Source organism: Massilia sp. TWR1-2-2, from assembly GCF_049897565.1.
Classification (GTDB): domain Bacteria; phylum Pseudomonadota; class Gammaproteobacteria; order Burkholderiales; family Burkholderiaceae_D; genus JAFCUW01.
The window spans coordinates 64,375-80,214 of sequence record NZ_JAFCWM010000020.1 but is presented as its reverse complement, the minus strand read 5'-3'; the positions used below and the strand labels follow the sequence as shown (position 1 = coordinate 80,214).

The window sequence follows — 15,840 nt, the reverse complement described above, 5'->3', positions numbered from 1 at the left end:
ATTAACCTGAGCTGGCTTCTTTCGCTGGCTCGACCTAACCATTTCTCAGGAGTGCAATTGTGAAACCGAAATCGTTGTCGCTTAAATCCCTGTCCTTCGCTGCCGCGCTGCTGTGCGTGGTAGCGGCGGCGCAGGCCGAAATCACCATCTTCACCGACCGCGCAGCCTTTCTGGCCGCGCTCAGTTCTTCCGGCACCGATAGCTTCGATGACCTCACCGTCAGCCAGACCAGCTCGCCTTTGCTGCGCATCGCCGGCGCCTACAGCTATCGCGCCAGCGTCGGGCCGGTGTCAAATTTCTGGCCGGCTGGCACCACCGGCGGGGATGTCTGGCTGGCGCCGACCGTCAGCAACGACATCATCACGTTCGACAACTTCGGCGGCCTGCGCGCATTCGGTGGCAACTTCTTCGGCTCGGATGCGGCCGGCGCTTTTTCGCCCAACCGCTCCCTCACCCTGACCGCCACCGGCGGCGCCACCACGCGCACGGTCAATCTGTACGACACGACCATATCGACCTTCCTCGGCTTCATTTCCACCGCTGCGCTGTTGACGGTGACCTTGCACACCGATGCCATCCCCGGCGGCACGGCCTACTGGTCGACGGCCAACAACGTGACCATCGGCATGCCTGTGCCGGAGCCGGAAACCTACGGCATGCTGCTGCTGGGCCTTGGCCTGGTCGGCTTCATGGCGCGCCGCCGCGCCGGTTGACGGGCACGGCAATTTTCAACCAACGCCGCCACCGACACCTTCGACGACCTGCCGATGTCGCCGCTGCCAACGCCGCTCGCGCGCGTGGCCGGCATGTACAACTACTCCGCCAGCGCCGGTCCGGCGTCGATCTTCTTCCCGGCCGGTACCGGTACCGATCGCTGGCTGTCGACGGCCGTCTCGAGCGACTCGATCACCTTCTCCGGCTTTTCGCCAGGCGTATATGCGCTCGGCGGGTTCTTGTTCGGCTCCGATGCCGATGGCCAATTTACCCCAGGCAGCATGCTGACCCTCACGGCGCTGTCCGGCGCTACCCGGACGGTGACGCTGAACGACCCGATGACCAGCAGCTTCCTCGGCTTCACCTCGAACGCACCGCTGGTCTCGCTGGTGTTGTCGGCGGCGCAGAACGGCACTGCGCTCTGGCCCACCGCCAACGACCTGACCCTGGCGGTGCCGGAACCGGGCGCCTACGGCATGCTGCTCGTCGGCCTCGGCGTAGTCGGGTTCGCGGCGCGCCGCGGCCGCGCGCTTTGACCGCGGCTGCCATTGATTGATACTGCCGCCCGATGCTGGCTCGGCAGTATCCGCGCTTGCTATAATTGCGGCTTCCAACAGGCTACAGGGCGGGCAGTGGCAAAACTTTATTTCAGGTACTCGGCGATGAACGCCGGCAAATCGACCGCGCTGCTGCAGGTAGCGCACAATTACGAAGAGCAGGGTCAGCGCGTCAAGCTCTACACCGCCGCTGTCGACAGCCGCTACGGCGTCGGCCAGGTTACCTCGCGCCTAGGCCCGCAGCGCCAGGTCGATACCTTTGACGCCGATTATAATTTCCTCGCCGAAGTGCCGCAGGTGGCCTGCGTGCTGGTCGACGAAGCCCAGTTCCTCAGCACCGTCCAGGTCCAGCAGCTGCACCAGCTGGCCCAGGTGCGCGGCGTGCCGGTCATCTGCTACGGCCTGCGCAGCGATTTCCGTGGCGATCCGTTTCCCGGCTCGGCCTACCTGCTGGCGCTGGCCGACGATATCGAAGAGCTCAAGAATATCTGTGCCTGCGGCAAGAAGGCGACGATGAACGTGCGCGTCGACGAAGAAGGACGCCGCATCCGCGAAGGCGAGCAGGTCAGCATCGGCGGCAACGAGCGCTATCTCCAGGCTTGCGGCCGCTGCTTCTACGCATAAGCGGGCGTGGCGATGCCGTTCCTCGCCGGCTGCCGGGCCATCGTGCCGGCCTTTGCCTGCCAGCACAGCGACCTGCTGCTGTACCTGGTGCCATCGGCGGCGCTGGCGTTCCTGATCCGGCTGCTGGCCGGCACCCATCCGTTCTTCTTCCTGTTCACCGTGGCCGGCACCATCTGCCACGAACTGGCGCATTTCACGGTCGGGCTGCTGACTGGCGCGCGGCCCAGTTCGCTCACGATCATCCCCCGCCGCGTCGGCCACAACTGGGAACTCGGCTCGGTGACGCTGATGCGGGTGCGCTGGTACAACGCCGCGCCGGCCGCGCTGGCGCCGTTCCTGATCATCGCGCTGCCTTTGCTGGTGGCACGATGGCGCACCACGCCGGGCTGGACGTTCCAGCCGGTCGACCTGGCGATCGCCTTCGCGCTGGCGCCGCAGTTCCTGTCGTTCTGGCCGTCGAGGGTCGACTGGCGCATCGCCTTGCGCTCCTGGCCGTACCTGTTGATCATCGGCGCCGTCGCCGCGCTGGCGTCGGCTGTGCGCCCCAGTCTGTTTCAATTTGTAAGACCTTGAACGCGCGGGCAGGGCGCCTCGTAAGCTTGCCACGTGAAACTACGCAAGCCGCCCCTGTGCGGACGCGCTATGCTGGTAGAATCGCTCAGATAGCCCGTTCGGCGCGCACGCACCCTTGTGAACAGACAGTCCCGGCCGCAGTTACCAGCACCACGCATGGAGAGACCAAGAATGAAGAAGCAGATGTTCATCGTTGCACTGGCGGTCGCCCTGGCCGCCCCGGCTAGCTTCGCCCAGCCCGACAAAGTCGGCGTCACCCAGCTCAAGCCGATCCCGTCGCAGGCGAGCGCGGCGCTGTGGGCGTCGAAAATGCTGGCGCGCCATCACTACAAGGCACTCCCGCTGGACGACGCGATGTCCGAGAAGATCTTCGACCGCTACTTCAAGACGCTCGACGGCGAGAAGATGTACTTCCTGCAGAGCGACATCGACCAGTTCGACGTCGTCCGCAACAAGCTCGACGATGCGATCAACAACGAAAATCTGACCTTGCCGTTCGTCCTGTTCAACGTCTACCAGCAGCGCTTCACCGAGCGCATGGCGTATGCGCGCGAATTGCTCAAGACCAAGCTCGACTTCACCACCGACGAGACGTACATGCTCGACCGCGAAAAAGCGGCCTGGCCGAAGAACGAAGACGAGGCGCGCGAACTGTGGCGCAAGCGCGTCAAGAACGACTGGCTGCGCCTGAAACTGGCCGGCAAGGACGACAAGGCGATCCGCGAAGCGCTCGACAAGCGCTACGACAATTACCAGGTGCGCCTGCGCAAGCTGAACAACGAAGACGTGTTTCAGATGTTCATGAACGCCTACGCGACGTCGATCGAGCCGCACACCAACTACCTCGGCCCCCGCGCCGCCGACAATTTCGACATCGCCATGCGCTTGTCGCTCGAAGGCATCGGCGCGGTGCTGCAAACGCGCGAAGAGTACACGGTGATTCGCGAGATCGTCGCCGGCAGCCCGGCCGGCCTGTCCGGCAAGCTGAAGGTGGGCGACCGCATCGTCGGCGTGGCCCAGGGCGATACTGCCTTCACCGACGTGCTCGGCTGGCGCATCGATGACGTCGTGCAACTGATCCGCGGCCCGAAAGACTCGGCCGTGCGGCTCGACGTGCTGCCGGCCGATGCCGGCACCGACGGCAAGCACATAGCCGTGTCGCTGGTGCGCAAGAAGATCAGCATGGAAGAGCAGTCGGCCAAGAAATCGATCATCGAAGTGCGCGACGGCGGCGTCAAGCGCCGCGTCGGCGTCATTTCGCTGCCGACGTTCTACCTCGATTTCGACGCCCGCCGCCGCGGCGACAAGGATTACAAGAGCGCCACGCGCGACGTCGCCCGCATTCTCGGCGAGCTGAAGAAAGAAAAAGTCGACAACGTGCTGATCGACCTGCGCAACAACGGCGGCGGCTCGCTGATCGAGGCGGTCGAGCTGACCGGCCTGTTCATCGACAAGGGTCCTGTGGTGCAACAACGCACCGCGGAAGGGCGCATCGAAGTCGAGAGCGACACCAACGCTGGCCTGGCGTGGGACGGACCGGTCGGCGTGCTGATCAACCGCGGTTCAGCATCGGCGTCGGAAATTTTCGCCGCCGCCATCCAGGATTACGGCCGCGGCCTGATCATCGGCGAGCCGAGCTTCGGCAAGGGCACCGTGCAGACGATGATCAACCTCGACCGTTTCGCGCCGCCGAGCGAGAAGGTGCATTACGGCGAGTTGAAGATGACCATCGCCCAGTTCTTCCGTATCAACGGCGGCACCACACAGCTGCGCGGCGTGTCGCCCGACATCAAGCTGCCGGTGACGTCCGACAACGAGAACTTCGGCGAGTCGAGCTACGACAACGCGTTGCCGTACGTGTCGATCAAGCCGGCCAGCTATGTCGCTTCGGGCGACCTGAAGGAATTGATCGCACCGCTGCAGAAGCGGCACGAAGCGCGCATCGCCAAGGACAAGGACTTCCAGTACCTGCAGGAAGATATTGCCGAGATGCGCAAGCTGCGCAAGGAAAACGCCATTTCGCTCAACGAAGTGGTGCGTCGCAAGGAGCGCGATACCCAAGAGGCGAAAGCCAAGCTGCGTGAAGCGCGGCTCGCTTCGCAAGGCACGGTCGACGACAAGGAAGCGCGCAGCAAGGTGCCTGATCCGACGACCAGGCCGGCCAAGGCGGTTGCCGTCAAGGGCTCGCCGCGCCAGGACGACGGCCTGCAGGCGGACGAGCGCAGCTTGGCGGCCGAACTGGCTGCCGAAAAAGCTGCCAAGAACGCCAAGGACGTGATGCTGCAGGAAGCGGCGCACATCCTCAGCGACGAAGTGGCGATGTTCAAGACCGACACCCGCCTGGCCTCGCGCGTGATGCCGTATCGCGCCGCGATCAAGCTCCCCGACTGACCGCGTTTCGCTCGACCGAAAGCCCGCCCGGCAACCCGCCCGGCGGGCTTTTTTTCGCCCCTCGGTTCTGGGGTCACGGTTCTGGGGTCAGGTCTGACATTCGGACATTCCATGGACGAAATGTCCGAATGTCAGACCTGACCCCAGCATTTTTTCGTTTCGGTTTTTTTCGGGTACAATTCTTGTGAACGGTCGTGCTTTTTTAAGCGGCGCCCGCGCGACGATAACAAGGAGACAGTATGGATTTGAACTACTCGGCGGAGGACCTGGCGTTTCGCGATAGCGTGCGCAGCTTCCTCGACCAGAACCTGCCGGCCGACCTGCAGCAGAAAGTGCGCAAGCACCTGCGCCTGGCCAAGGACGACTATGTGCGCTGGCACAAGACGCTGGCAAAGCAGGGCTGGGTCGCGCCAGGCTGGCCGGTCGAATTCGGCGGTCCCGGCTGGAGCGCGGTGCAGCGCCACATCTGGGAAGAAGAATGCGCCCGCGCCGGCACGCCGCCGATCCTGCCGTTCGGCGTCAACATGGTCGCCCCGGTCATCATGGCCTTCGGCAGCCAGGCGCAAAAAGACTACTTTTTGCCGCGCATCCTGTCGTGCGAGGACTGGTGGTGCCAGGGATATTCGGAACCGGGCGCCGGCTCCGACCTCGCATCGCTGAAGACCACCGCAGTGCGCGACGGCGACCACTACATCGTCAACGGCCAGAAAACCTGGACCACGCTGGCGCAGCACGCCGACATGATCTTCTGCCTGGTGCGCACCGACAGCGGCGTGCGCAAGCAGGAAGGCATCTCGTTCCTGCTGATGGATATGCACGCGCCAGGCATCACGGTGCGCCCGATCATCATGCTCGACGAAGACCATGAAGTGAACGAGGTGTTCTTCGATAACGTGCGCGTGCCGGTCGAGAACCTGGTCGGCCAGGAGAACAAGGGCTGGACCTACGCCAAATACCTGCTCGGCCACGAGCGCACCGGCATTGCCGCGGTGGGCCGTTCCAAGCGCGAGCTGGGCTTCCTCAAGCGCTTCGCCGCCGCGCAATCGGTCAACGGCAGGCCGCTGCTGGCCGACTCGCTGTTCGGCGCCAAGGTCGCCGCGCTCGAGATCGAGCTGATGGCGCTTGAGATGACGGTGCTGCGGGTGCTGTCGCAGGCGCACAAGGGGCCGGGTCCCGAAGCGTCCGTGCTGAAGGTGCGCGGCACCGAGATCCAGCAGACGCTCACCGAATTGATGGTCGAAGCGGCCGGCCCGCTGGCGCTGCCGTTCGACCCGGCCTACCTCGAAGGCGACACTGCGCACAGCATCCTCGACGACGATGCCGCGCCGCTGGCCGCGCACTACTTCAACGTCCGCAAGACCTCCATCTACGGCGGCTCGAACGAGATTCAACGCAATATCATCACGCAGATGATCCTTGGACTGTGAGGCACTGAATGGATTTCAACTTCAAAGAAGAACAGCAGCAGTTCGCCGACGCCCTCAAGCGCTGGGTGGCAAAGGACTACAGCTTCGACGAGCGCGCCAGGATCATCGGCTCGGTCGCAGGCGTATCGGACCAGGCATGGGCCACGCTGGTCGAACTGGGCATGACGGCGCTGCCGGTGCCGGAACAGCAGGGCGGCTTTAGCGGCACGGCGGTCGACATGTTCGTTGTCATGCAGGAGCTGGGCCGGGGCCTGGTGGTCGAGCCGTACCTGGCCACCGTGATCGGCGCCGAGTTCCTCAAGCTCGCCGGCGGCCACGACGCGCTGCTCGAACAGGTCGCCGCCGGTGAACTGAAGCTGGCGTGCGCGCTGGGCGAGGTGCAGTCGCGCCATGACCTGGCCGATATCGCCACCACCGCCGGCGCCGACGCCGGCGGCTACGTGATCAGTGGCCGCAAGAGCGTCGTCGTGCATGGCGCGCAGGCCGGCAGCGTGATCGTTTCGGCGCGCAGCAGCGGCGCCCAGCGCGACACCGGCGGCATCTCGCTGTTCGTGCTGCCGCTGGCGACCGCCGGCATTACCGTCACCGGCTACCGCACGCTTGACGGCCAGCGCGCCGCCGACATCGTGTTCGACAAGGTGCGCGCGCCGGCTGCCTCGCTGCTGGGCGCCGCCGGCGCCGGCTGGGACATTCTCGACGCCGCCGCCGATTACGGCGCCGGCCTGCTGTGCGCCGAAGCGCTCGGCGCGATGGAAGCGATCTTCGCCGCCACGCTCGACTACCTGAAAACGCGCACCCAGTTCGGCGCGCCGATCGGCAAGTTCCAGGCCCTGCAGCACCGCATGGCCGACATGTACATCCACCTGGAGCAGGCGCGCTCGATCGCCCTGCTGGCCGCCGTCAAGCTGGCCTCGGGCGACGCGGCCGAGCGCCGGCGCGCGGTGTCGGCGGCGAAGTACCGCGTCGGCCAGGCGATGAAGTTCGTCGGCCAGCAGTCGGTGCAGCTGCACGGCGGCATGGGCGTGACCAACGAGCTGCCGGCCGCGCACTACTTCAAGCGCCTGACGATGATCGAGCTGACGATGGGCGACTCGGACCACCACATGCGGCGCTTCATGGCGCAGCCAGGCTTCGAACAGGAAGCGGCATGAAGCAGGCCAGCTGGTATTTCGAGGATTTCCATCCCGGCCAGGAAATCGCGCTGGGCAGCCGCACGGTCAGCGAAGACGAGATCATCGCCTTCGCCACGCAATTCGATCCGCAGCCGTTCCACGTCGATCACGACGCTGCGGCGGCGTCGATTTATGGCGGCGTGATCGCCAGCGGCTGGCATACCTGCAGCCTGATGATGCGGATGGTAGTCGATTCGATGATGGTCAAATCGTCCAGCATGGGCTCGCCCGGCCTCGAAGGCGTGCGCTGGCTGCTGCCGGTGCGCGCCGGCGACACCATCACGGTGACCTACCTGACCAGGCAGGTCAAGGCATCGACGACCAAGAGCGACCGCGGCGTGGTCTGGTCGACCTGGACCGCGGTCAACCAGCACGGCCAGCCGGTCTGCACGATCGAAGGGATGGGCATGTTCGGGCGTCGTCCCGATGCGTGACATCGCCGACCTGGACGAGTTGCAGACGCTGGTCGGCACCGAGGTCGCGGTATCCGACTGGATCGCCATCACGCAGGAACGCATCAACACGTTTGCCGACGCGACGTCGGACCACCAGTGGATCCACGTCGACATGGAGCGCTGCAAGGCCGAGTCGCCGTTTGGCGCTCCGGTGGCGCATGGGTTCTTGACCTTGTCGCTGCTGCCGGCGCTGTTCGAGAACGCGGTACGCATGGTCGACGTGAAGATGGCGCTGAACTACGGCTTGAACAAGGTGCGCTTCCCGGCGCCGGTGCCGGTAAACAGCCGGCTGCGGGCCAGGCTGACCCTGGGAAGCGTGGAGCTGATCGAAGGTGGCGCCCAGCTGACATGGAGCGTGGTGGTGGAGTGCGAAGGCGCGCCGCGGCCCGTATGCGTCGCCGAATTCGTCATGCGCCGCTACCCGTAACGCGCCGAGGGCTCTGACCCGATTGTTCTTTTGGGGTCAGAGCCCGGCGTCGCAAGCGTCACCGACACCGGGGTCTGACCCTGACGGCAAAATCGGGTCAGACCCCTCGGCCACCGTCGGCGCCTTAGCTGCGGGTGATCGGCAGCGACACGTCTTCGCCCAGCGTGATCCATTTGGCCAGCTCCAGCTTGGCCACCGCGTTGCGGTGCACTTCGTCCGGGCCGTCGGCGAGGCGCAGCGTGCGGTTCATCGCCCATTGCGACGCCAGCGGGAAGTCGTCCGATACGCCCGCCGCGCCGTGCGCCTGGATCGCCCAGTCCAGCACGTCTTGCGCCACGTTCGGCGCCAGCACCTTGATCATCGCGATCTCCGCCGCCGCCTGCTTGTTGCCGACCGTGTCCATCATGAACGCCGCCTTCAAGGTCAGCAGCCGCGCCGTGTCGATCCTGATGCGCGACTCGGCGATCCGCTCGCGCCAGACTCCCTGCTCGGAGATCTTCTTGCCGAACGCTACCCGGCTGTTCAGGCGCTTGCACATCAACTCGAGCGCGCGCTCGGCCACGCCGATCGCCCGCATGCAGTGGTGGATGCGGCCAGGCCCCAGGCGCCCCTGCGCGATTTCGAAGCCGCGCCCTTCGCCCAGCAGCAGGTTCGCCACCGGCACCCGCACGTTCTCGAACAGGATCTCGCAGTGGCCGTGCGGCGCGTCGTCGTAGCCGAACACCGGCAGCGGTCGCACGATGGTGATGCCCGGCGTATCGGCCGGCACCAGGATCATCGACTGCTGCGCGTGGCGCGCCGCGGACATATCGGTCTTGCCCATCACGATGAACACCTTGCAGCGCGGGTCGCCCGCGCCGGAGATCCACCACTTGTGGCCATTGATGACGTAGTGGCCGCCATCGCGCTCGATGCGCGTCTCGATGTTGGTCGCGTCCGACGAGGCGACGTTCGGCTCGGTCATCGCGAACGCCGAGCGGATCTCGCCGCGCAGCAGCGGCTCGAGCCACTCGCGCTTGTGCGCTTCGCTGCCATAGCGCTCGATCGTTTCCATGTTGCCGGTGTCGGGCGCGGCGCAGTTGAACACTTCCGGCGCCCACACCACGCGGCCCATGATTTCGCACAGCGGCGCATAGTCGAGGTTCGACAAGCCTTCCGGCGCGCGCGCCGACTGCGGCAGGAACAGGTTCCACAGGCCCTGCTCGCGCGCCAGCGGCTTGAGCCGCTCGATCAGCGCGGTCGGAATCCAGCGGTTGCCTTTTTCCACGCCGTTGCGGTCGATCTCCTGCTTGAACGCTTTTTCATTCGGATAGATGTGCTCGTCCATGAAGGCGAGCAGGCGTCCCTGCAGTTCCTTGCAGCGCTCGGAATAGTCGAAATTCATGTGTCGGTCCTGGGAGTGAAGAAGAGGGAAGAATCAAGCCATGCGGGCCAGCGCGTACTGCCAGCCCAGTTCGGCCATCGGCCGCGCGGCCTTGCCGTTTTCCAGCGCCTGCGCGCTCGACGCGGTGCCGTCGACGTAACGCTTCATGATGCCCTGCATGATGCCGGCAAGCCTGAACATGTTGTAGGCGAGATAGAAGTTGAAATCCTCGGGCCGGATGGTGGCGCCGGTGCGCGCGCAATACGACGCGATGTATTGCTCCTGCGACGGAATGCCGAGTGCTTCCAGGTCGAGCCCGGCGATGCCGCGGAACTGGCCGGGGCGGATGTGCCAGCTCATGCAATGGTAGGAAAAGTCGGCCAGCGGATGGCCCAGGGTCGACAGCTCCCAGTCCAGCACGGCCAGGATGCGCGGCTCGGTCGGATGAAAGATCATGTTGTCCATGCGGAAGTCGCCGTGGACGATGGACGTCGCTTCGCCGGCCGGGATGTTGTGCGGCAGCCATTCGATCAGCTGGTCCATCGCCTCGATCGTTTCGGTGGCCGAGGCCTGATACTGGCGCGTCCAGCGTTCGATCTGGCGGCCAAAATAGTTGCCCGGCTTGCCGTAGTCGGCCAGGCCGATGGCGGCGTAATCGATGCTGTGCAGCTGGGCGATCACGCGGTTGAGCTCGTCGTAGATGGCGGCGCGCTCGGGCGCCGTCATGCCGGGCAGCGCCTGGTCCCACAGCACCCGGCCTTCGATGAATTCCATGACGAAGAAAGCGCGGCCGATGACCGCCTCGTCGTTGCACAGCAAGAACTGGCGCGGGGCCGGGAAGCCGGCCTTGTTGAGCGCATCCATGACCCGAAATTCGCGGTCGATTGCGTGGGCCGACGGCAGCAGCTTGGCGGCCGGCCCAGGCTTGGTGCGCAGCACGAACGACTGCCCGCCGGCGGTCAGCTTGAAAGTCGGGTTCGACTGGCCGCCCTTGAACTGCTCGACCGCCACGTCGCCTGCGGGAAAGCCGGCGATGTGCGCGCGCAGGTAGGCGCCGAGCGCCTCGACGTCGAAGCGCTGGCGCCCCGACACGGGCTTGGTGCCCATCATCTCTTCGAACATGGTGTCTCCTGCTTTTCTAGTGTGATGGCTTATTCTAGCCGATGAAATGGAACGATCGTACTATTTATTTCGGGCGCGATTTCTTGTATTGGTCGAACAGCGCCTCCATGGTCGTGCTGCGCGATTGCCCGTGCAGCGGCGCCGGCGGGACGTAATTGACGCAGCGCACCACCCAGTCGGCGTCATCGCTGCCGACGTCGAGCGCGTTGATGCAGCCGGCCGTCTGCGCCAGCGCGCCGAGGAACATCCGCTGGCCGGTCAGTGCCAACGACAAGATCGCGCAGTTGACGCCGCCGTGCAGCACCAGCAGCACCGTGTCCCAATCCGGATCGGCGCGCAGGCGGGCGATGGCCGGGTGGATGCGGTCCATCAGTTCGCCGACCGACTCGCCGCCCAGAAAGCGCTTGTCGGCGCTGACCACGCCTTCGAACGCGCCGGTGAAGGCGTCGCGCAGGTCGGCGTCGGCAATCGCCGACAGGCGCCCGCCGCGGATTTCTTCCAGCTCGGGCCACGCGTCGATGGCGATCTGCTGGCCGGTTTCGGCCAGCACGCGGCGCGCCGTTTCGACCGTGCGCGGCAAGCCGGAGACGATCACGCGGTCGAAGCGCACGTCGTGCGCGGCAAATGCCTGGCCGGCGGCGCTGGCCTGGGCGCGCCCTTGTTCGTTGAGGGGGACCGATTCGGGCAAGAAGGGCTTGCCGGATTCGTCGAAGTAGGTGACGCTGCCGTGGCGCATCAGGAACACGCGGCGGCGGGAGGAATGTGGGCTGGTCATCACGCCATATTACACCGGGCGCGCAGCGGCCACGGCGTTGCCGGCCTGCTTAAATATAGTGCCCGAAGTAATATTTTGCGCTTGTTTTGTCATAGAATGTCCTCGCAGCAAGTTCACTCATTCGAAGGTAGTCCATGGCAAGACCCGAAAAAATCCGACTCGGCGAGATTCTCGTCCAGCAGAAGCTGCTCTCTGAAGAGCAATTGGGGCTGGCCCTGGTCGACCAGAAGCGCACCGGCCGCAAGCTCGGCCGCGTGTTCGTCGAGAACGGCTTCGTCACGGAAGAGCAAATTTCCGGCGCCATCGCGCGCCAGCTCGACATCCCTTACATCAATCTGAAGTTCTACAACACGAGCCCGGTGCTGGTGCGCCTGCTGCCGGAAACCCAGGCCAGGCGCTTTCGCGCGCTGGTGCTGGAAGACCGCCGCGCGTCGCTGCTGGTCGGCATGTCCGATCCGACCGACTTGTTCGCCTACGACGAAATCGCGCGGCTGCTGAAAAAGACCGTCGAACTGGCGGTGGTCACCGAAACGGAAGTGCTGGAGGCGATCGACCGCATCTACCGCCGCACCGACGAGATCACCGACTTTGCGCGCGAACTGGAACAGGACCTTGGCGACAGCCTGGTCGACTTCGGCGCCATGGCCACCAACCCGGGCCTGGAAGAGGCGCCGATCGTCAAGCTGCTGCAGTCGGTGTTCGACGACGCCACCCAGGTGCGCGCGTCCGACATCCACATCGAGCCGCAGGAGTCGCGCCTGCAGATTCGCTTTCGCATCGACGGCGTGCTGCACCTGCAGACCGAGGCCGACATCAAGATCGCCACGCCGCTGGCGCTGCGCCTGAAGCTGATGGCCGATCTCGACATCTCGGAAAAGCGCCTGCCGCAGGACGGCCGCTTTGCCATGAAGGTCAAGCAGCAGCGGGTCGACGTGCGTATTTCGACGATGCCGACGCAGTACGGCGAATCGGTGGTGATGCGATTGCTGAACCAGGGCGGCACCACCTTGCGGCTCGACGCGATCGGCATGCCGGCGCGGCTGGTCGATAAATTTCGCGCCATCGTCCAGCGGCCCAACGGCCTGGTGCTGGTCACCGGCCCGACCGGTAGCGGCAAGACCACCACCTTGTATAGCGCGCTGGCCGAACTGAACTCGGTCGAGAAAAAGCTGATCACCGTCGAAGACCCGGTCGAGTACCGGCTGGCCGGCATCAACCAGGTGCAGGTCAACGACAAGATCGACCTGTCGTTCGCGCGCGTGCTGCGTTCGGCCCTGCGCCAGGATCCCGACATCGTGCTGGTTGGCGAGATGCGCGACCAGGAAACCGCGCAGATCGGCCTGCGCGCGGCGATGACCGGTCACTTGGTGCTGTCGACGTTGCACACCAACGATGCTGCCTCCACCCCGCTGCGGCTGGTCGACATGGGCGTGCCGCGCTATATGGTGGGCAGCTCGCTGCAGGCGGTGCTGGCGCAGCGCCTGGTGCGCGTGATCTGCGAAAGCTGCACCGAGCCGTACACGCCGACGCCGGCGCAGCAGGAATGGCTGCGCACCGAACTGGGCGAACTGGCCGAACGCACCCCGACCTTTCACGGCAGGGGGTGCTCGCACTGTAACGGCCTCGGATACCGCGGCCGCACCGGCGTGTTCGAGCTGCTGGAGATGACGCGCCGCGTCACCGAGGCGGCCAACCATCCCGATCCGAGCCATTTCCTCAAGATCGCGCAGGCCGAGATGGGCGGCGACACCATGCGCCACCACGCCGTCGAACTGGTGGTGCAGGGCCGCACCACCCTCGCCGAGGCGATGCGCATCACCCACCAGCTAGAGGACTAAGGTGCCATTTTTCTCGTACAAGGGCCGCAGCGCCAACGGTGAGCTGATGCGCGGCGTGCTGGAGGGGGCCGACAGCGGCGCCGTCGCCGGCCAGCTGTTCGCCACGGGTGTCACGCCGCTCGAGATCGAGATCACCAGCCGCGCCGCCGGCGACGCCGAGCGCCAGGGCTGGTGGGACAAGCTGACCGAAAAGAAGATCACCTCGATGGACACCCAGCTGTTCAGCCGCCAGCTGCATACGCTGCTCAAGTCGGGCGTGCCGATCATGCGCGGGCTGGCCGGCCTGCAGGAGTCGGCCATCAGCGCGGCCTTCGGGCGCGTCATCAAGGACCTGCGCGAGTCGCTCGATTCGGGCCGCGAGCTGTCGTCGGCGATGAGCCGCCACCCGGCGGTGTTCTCGAATTTCTACCTGTCGATGGTGCGGGTGGGCGAAATGACCGGCCGCCTCGAGGAAGTGTTCCTGCGCCTGTTCGACCACCTCGAGTTCGACCGCTCGATGCGCGAACGGGTCAAGGGCGCCACCCGCTATCCGACGTTCGTGGTGGTGGCGATGGTGGCGGCGATTGCGGTCGTCAACGTGTTCGTCATCCCGCAGTTCGTCAAGGTGTTCGCCAGCTTCCACACCGAGCTGCCCTTGATGACGCGCCTGCTGATCGGCAGCTCCGCCTTTGTGGTCAACTGGTGGCCGGTGCTGCTCGGCGCGCTGGTCGCCGCGGTGCTGGGGGTGCGCGCGTGGATCGCCACGCCGGCGGGGCGCTTCAGCTGGGACATGTACAAGCTGCGCCTGCCGCTGGCCGGCAAGATCATCGTCAAGGGCACGATGGCGCGCTTTGCCCGCAGCTTCGCGCTGTCGCAGCGCAGCGGCGTGCCGATCGTTCAGGCGCTGACCTTGGTGTCGCAGACGGTCGACAACGCCTACCTGGCCTCGCGCATCGAGCAGATGCGCGACGGCGTCGAGCGCGGCGAGAGCATCCTGCGCACGTCGATCACGGCGGCGATCTTCACTCCGGTGGTGCTGCAGATGATCGCCGTCGGCGAGGAATCGGGTACGCTGGACGAACTGATGGACGAGGTGGCGCAGATGTACGAGCGCGAAGTCGACTATGAACTGAAAACGCTGTCGAGCCAGATCGAGCCGATCCTGATCGCCTTCCTCGGCGTCATGGTGCTGATCCTGGCGCTGGGCATCTTCCTGCCGATCTGGGATCTTGGTAAAGCAGCATTGCACAAATGATCAACCAGTGGGCAGGAATGCCACGCACGGATGCCCCGCGCGCCGGGTTGCGGCGCCAGCGCGGCGTCACGCTGTTCGAGTTCGCGGTGGTCGCGGCGATCTTCGCGCTGCTCGTCGGGGTGGGCCTGAACCGCCTGCACATCTATCAGCACCACGCAGAAAAGCTCGCCGCCGAGCAGGTGGTAGCGGCGATGCGGCTGGCCCTGCAGATGCGTGTGGTGCAGCTGTATGCGCAGCAGCGCCTGGGAGAGCCCGGCGCTATCGCCGACGAGAATCCGATCGGCTGGCTGCAGCGCCCGCCGCGCAATTATCTGGGCGAATTGCGCTCTCCCGATCCGCGCACCCTCGCGCCGGGTAATTGGTATTACGACCCAGGGGAGCGCAAGTTGATCTACTTGTTGTTGTCAATACCTGACAGTTTTGCACCCGGGCCATTGATATTGCTTATATTCAAGGTAGAATCGACACGCTTGCCCTTGGACCCCGCCCTGCAAGCCCCGTCCGGCCGTGTCGCAAACGTTGCGCTGATCCAAATCTCCGATCAGTAAGCAAAGGCGGGCTTTAGTCGACATCGATTCTTTCCCGCACATCGCCCGTTTGGAGATTCAAATGAACAAGAGCATCAAACACCACGCACAAGCCGGTTTCACCTTGATCGAGCTGATCGTCGTCATCGTCATCCTCGGCGTGCTCGCCGCTACCGCACTGCCGCGCTTTGCCGACCTGGGCGGTGACGCCCGCCTGGCCAAGATACAGGCCGGCGCCGGCGCCGTGCAAAGCGCCGCCTCGCTGGTGCATGGCACCTGGATGGTGAATGCGTCGCCGGTCGCCGCCGCTGGCAATTCGACATCGGCCAACAGCGTCATCAAGGCTGAAGGACTGCCGGTCGCCTTCATTAACGGTTATCCCGATGTCGGTGGCGATGGCTTCACCGATGCCGGCGTCGCTGCGGCCACCTCCGGCATCGTCGTCGCCGCCGGCGGCCTGAACGGCTACGACCTCAGCGCGACGGCGCCGACCGCGACGGTGCTGACCGTGCGCCCGGAAGCGTCGGACCTGGCCAACCGCGCAAATTGCTATTTCACGTACACGCAGGCCACAGCCGCGTCCCCCGCAGTAGTCGACGCCACCCGGCTGACGCTGACAAACTGCAAGTAAGCCGCGCAGG

General features: G+C 65.3%; 16 protein-coding genes. 13 read left to right on the top strand and 3 right to left on the bottom strand.

Features of this window, described 5'->3' with window-relative positions:
• Positions 1 to 59 precede the first annotated feature (59 nt).
• From ACP7DD_RS18665 to ACP7DD_RS18625, 9 genes are all read left to right on the top strand, one after another.
• Positions 60 to 713: a PEP-CTERM sorting domain-containing protein gene (locus tag ACP7DD_RS18665; RefSeq protein ID WP_426176298.1), complete on the top strand. Its 654-nt coding sequence runs from the start codon at positions 60 to 62 to the stop codon at positions 711 to 713.
• A gap of 54 nt (positions 714 to 767) precedes the next feature.
• A complete protein-coding gene (locus ACP7DD_RS18660) occupies positions 768 to 1,250 on the top strand; it encodes a PEP-CTERM sorting domain-containing protein (RefSeq protein WP_426176297.1) in 483 nt (160 codons plus the stop codon).
• A gap of 96 nt (positions 1,251 to 1,346) precedes the next feature.
• Complete coding sequence (locus ACP7DD_RS18655; protein ID WP_426176296.1) at positions 1,347 to 1,895, top strand: thymidine kinase; 549 nt, start codon at positions 1,347 to 1,349, stop codon at positions 1,893 to 1,895.
• Between the two features lie 12 nt (positions 1,896 to 1,907).
• Positions 1,908 to 2,468 carry a hypothetical protein gene (locus tag ACP7DD_RS18650; RefSeq protein ID WP_426176295.1) on the top strand — a complete coding sequence of 187 codons (561 nt, stop codon included), beginning with the start codon at positions 1,908 to 1,910 and terminating at the stop codon, positions 2,466 to 2,468.
• A gap of 171 nt (positions 2,469 to 2,639) precedes the next feature.
• Positions 2,640 to 4,859 (top strand): carboxy terminal-processing peptidase, encoded by a 2,220-nt coding sequence (locus ACP7DD_RS18645; RefSeq protein WP_426176294.1) that lies wholly within the window; start codon positions 2,640 to 2,642, stop codon positions 4,857 to 4,859.
• A gap of 239 nt (positions 4,860 to 5,098) precedes the next feature.
• Entirely contained in the window at positions 5,099 to 6,286 is a 1,188-nt protein-coding gene (locus ACP7DD_RS18640) for an acyl-CoA dehydrogenase family protein (protein ID WP_426176293.1), read from the top strand.
• 8 nt (positions 6,287 to 6,294) lie between these two features.
• The gene (locus ACP7DD_RS18635; RefSeq protein WP_426176292.1) at positions 6,295 to 7,437 is read left to right on the top strand and encodes an acyl-CoA dehydrogenase family protein; all 1,143 of its coding nucleotides are present in this window, start codon (positions 6,295 to 6,297) and stop codon (positions 7,435 to 7,437) included.
• On the top strand, positions 7,434 to 7,892 hold the full coding sequence (locus ACP7DD_RS18630) for a MaoC family dehydratase (protein ID WP_426176291.1): 459 nt from the start codon (positions 7,434 to 7,436) through the stop codon (positions 7,890 to 7,892). Before ACP7DD_RS18635 ends, ACP7DD_RS18630 begins: the two co-directional genes overlap by 4 nt.
• A complete protein-coding gene (locus ACP7DD_RS18625; RefSeq protein ID WP_426176290.1) occupies positions 7,885 to 8,340 on the top strand; it encodes a MaoC family dehydratase in 456 nt (151 codons plus the stop codon). The genes ACP7DD_RS18630 and ACP7DD_RS18625 overlap by 8 nt, the downstream gene beginning before the upstream one ends.
• 124 nt (positions 8,341 to 8,464) lie before the next feature.
• Here the strand turns inward: ACP7DD_RS18625 and ACP7DD_RS18620 are convergent, their stop codons facing one another.
• The 3 genes from ACP7DD_RS18620 to ACP7DD_RS18610 form a co-directional block, all read right to left on the bottom strand.
• The gene (locus tag ACP7DD_RS18620) at positions 8,465 to 9,724 is read right to left on the bottom strand and encodes an acyl-CoA dehydrogenase family protein (protein WP_426176289.1); all 1,260 of its coding nucleotides are present in this window, start codon (positions 9,722 to 9,724) and stop codon (positions 8,465 to 8,467) included.
• Between the two features lie 33 nt (positions 9,725 to 9,757).
• Positions 9,758 to 10,825, bottom strand: coding sequence for a phosphotransferase (locus ACP7DD_RS18615; protein ID WP_426176288.1), 1,068 nt, complete (start codon positions 10,823 to 10,825; stop codon positions 9,758 to 9,760).
• Positions 10,826 to 10,889: 64 nt separating this feature from the next.
• Complete coding sequence (locus tag ACP7DD_RS18610) at positions 10,890 to 11,600, bottom strand: histidine phosphatase family protein (RefSeq protein ID WP_426176287.1); 711 nt, start codon at positions 11,598 to 11,600, stop codon at positions 10,890 to 10,892.
• A gap of 134 nt (positions 11,601 to 11,734) precedes the next feature.
• On the opposite strand from ACP7DD_RS18610, the gene ACP7DD_RS18605 reads away from it, so the two are divergent.
• From ACP7DD_RS18605 to ACP7DD_RS18590, 4 genes are all read left to right on the top strand, one after another.
• Positions 11,735 to 13,438 carry a GspE/PulE family protein gene (locus tag ACP7DD_RS18605; RefSeq protein WP_426176286.1) on the top strand — a complete coding sequence of 568 codons (1,704 nt, stop codon included), beginning with the start codon at positions 11,735 to 11,737 and terminating at the stop codon, positions 13,436 to 13,438.
• Between the two features lies 1 nt (position 13,439).
• The gene (locus ACP7DD_RS18600) at positions 13,440 to 14,672 is read left to right on the top strand and encodes a type II secretion system F family protein (RefSeq protein WP_426176285.1); all 1,233 of its coding nucleotides are present in this window, start codon (positions 13,440 to 13,442) and stop codon (positions 14,670 to 14,672) included.
• Entirely contained in the window at positions 14,669 to 15,220 is a 552-nt protein-coding gene (locus ACP7DD_RS18595; RefSeq protein ID WP_426176284.1) for a pilus assembly FimT family protein, read from the top strand. Before ACP7DD_RS18600 ends, ACP7DD_RS18595 begins: the two co-directional genes overlap by 4 nt.
• 61 nt (positions 15,221 to 15,281) lie before the next feature.
• Entirely contained in the window at positions 15,282 to 15,830 is a 549-nt protein-coding gene (locus tag ACP7DD_RS18590; RefSeq protein ID WP_426176283.1) for a type II secretion system protein, read from the top strand.
• Positions 15,831 to 15,840 lie beyond the last annotated feature (10 nt).

Bases quoted from the DNA above. Each gene is read 5' to 3' on its own strand.
- ACP7DD_RS18605 (WP_426176286.1), top strand. From the start codon at position 11,735: ATGGCAAGACCCGAAAAAATCCGACTCGGCGAGATTCTCGTCCAGCAG.
- ACP7DD_RS18625 (WP_426176290.1), top strand. From the start codon at position 7,885: ATGCGTGACATCGCCGACCTGGACGAGTTGCAGACGCTGGTCGGCACC.
- ACP7DD_RS18615 (WP_426176288.1), bottom strand. From the start codon at position 10,825: ATGTTCGAAGAGATGATGGGCACCAAGCCCGTGTCGGGGCGCCAGCGC.
- ACP7DD_RS18590 (WP_426176283.1), top strand. From the start codon at position 15,282: ATGAACAAGAGCATCAAACACCACGCACAAGCCGGTTTCACCTTGATC.
- ACP7DD_RS18595 (WP_426176284.1), top strand. From the start codon at position 14,669: ATGATCAACCAGTGGGCAGGAATGCCACGCACGGATGCCCCGCGCGCC.
- ACP7DD_RS18640 (WP_426176293.1), top strand. From the start codon at position 5,099: ATGGATTTGAACTACTCGGCGGAGGACCTGGCGTTTCGCGATAGCGTG.
- ACP7DD_RS18610 (WP_426176287.1), bottom strand. From the start codon at position 11,600: ATGACCAGCCCACATTCCTCCCGCCGCCGCGTGTTCCTGATGCGCCAC.
- ACP7DD_RS18620 (WP_426176289.1), bottom strand. From the start codon at position 9,724: ATGAATTTCGACTATTCCGAGCGCTGCAAGGAACTGCAGGGACGCCTG.
- ACP7DD_RS18630 (WP_426176291.1), top strand. From the start codon at position 7,434: ATGAAGCAGGCCAGCTGGTATTTCGAGGATTTCCATCCCGGCCAGGAA.
- ACP7DD_RS18635 (WP_426176292.1), top strand. From the start codon at position 6,295: ATGGATTTCAACTTCAAAGAAGAACAGCAGCAGTTCGCCGACGCCCTC.
- ACP7DD_RS18660 (WP_426176297.1), top strand. From the start codon at position 768: ATGTCGCCGCTGCCAACGCCGCTCGCGCGCGTGGCCGGCATGTACAAC.
- ACP7DD_RS18645 (WP_426176294.1), top strand. From the start codon at position 2,640: ATGAAGAAGCAGATGTTCATCGTTGCACTGGCGGTCGCCCTGGCCGCC.
- ACP7DD_RS18650 (WP_426176295.1), top strand. From the start codon at position 1,908: ATGCCGTTCCTCGCCGGCTGCCGGGCCATCGTGCCGGCCTTTGCCTGC.